1 protein-coding gene is annotated in these 1,066 nt (G+C 41.2%); it reads left to right on the plus strand.

Annotated features, from left to right (window positions below; genetic code table 11):
* Positions 1-301 precede the first annotated feature (301 nt).
* Positions 302-961, plus strand: coding sequence for a hypothetical protein (locus ACYVAA_RS22935; protein ID WP_460546421.1), 660 nt, complete (start codon positions 302-304; stop codon positions 959-961).
* Positions 962-1,066: the final 105 nt, after the last annotated feature.

A 1,066-nucleotide genomic window follows, 5' to 3' on the forward strand; every position in this document is an offset into this window, starting at 1 on the left:
TCCTGTTATTCGACTACAAGGCTAATAACTAATCATGGAAAGTGGCCCAATGACCTCCGGCACCAAACAACACGTGCATCCTAAAACGGCCCAATGACCTCCGGAAAATCTACTCTATTTTTGGCCCAGTGATTCCCGGAATGGCTGGCCCGCTATCACCGTAAACTGTGGCCCAGTGACCTCCGTTTTAGACACCTAAAAAATCTGAAAGGGTATATGGGATAGATTTGATACTGGGCGGATTATAATAAAGCATTCTTTTTCATGGGATAAATTATCATTTAAAGTTTACTCCTAAGAGATGAAAAAACTCAAGATCTTAGAAAAAGCGCAAGGACCGGGCTTAATGAGGCTGCTTGATGGACCTTGGCATGAGCTCTGTCAGCTTGAAAATGGATACCTGAGGGACAGTGCGGATAAAATTGAGCTTCTTGCGAATAAAAAATTTAAGATAACTGCTTATAAAGTGGAGCCCTATTTCGAGGATAGCAAAACCATTTCTTATTGTGGATATATCAGTGAAGGGTGTGGTGCGCATATCATTATCGACAAGATAAAATCAAAAAATGGAGGTTATGTATTACGAAGTTATTATCCAGGAAGCTTTTTTGTTCTCCTAGTCCCCCAATTCCAAAAGAAGCAATATGATCAAAGGGAAGAAGTTGAGCCGGTTAGAGGGCAGGAAATTCACAATAATGAACCGATCATAGTTCATCATGCATGCAGTGCCGTAAGGGAATATCAAAATGAAAATACGACCCATGCAAAAAAACATTTGCTACAGATCTATGATTCTATTAAATCTGATCCCTCTGTATTAGCTAGGATAGGCAGTTTTGGGGATGTGGGAAAATCCTTACTTCTTATGCTCCAACTACGTCTTTTCAGCGACAGGAAGGCATTAAAAATGCTCGCCAATATAGGATACCTGATGTTGACTGTATATTCCGATCCATCTTGACCACCTGTTCCGGTGATGTTGACCACTTTTTTCCGATGATGTTGACCACGCCGTTTTAGGGTGGTAATGTTGGTCGGAGGGTAAAATTCCGGTGATATTGACCAC

The organism is Echinicola sediminis (assembly GCF_054777495.1).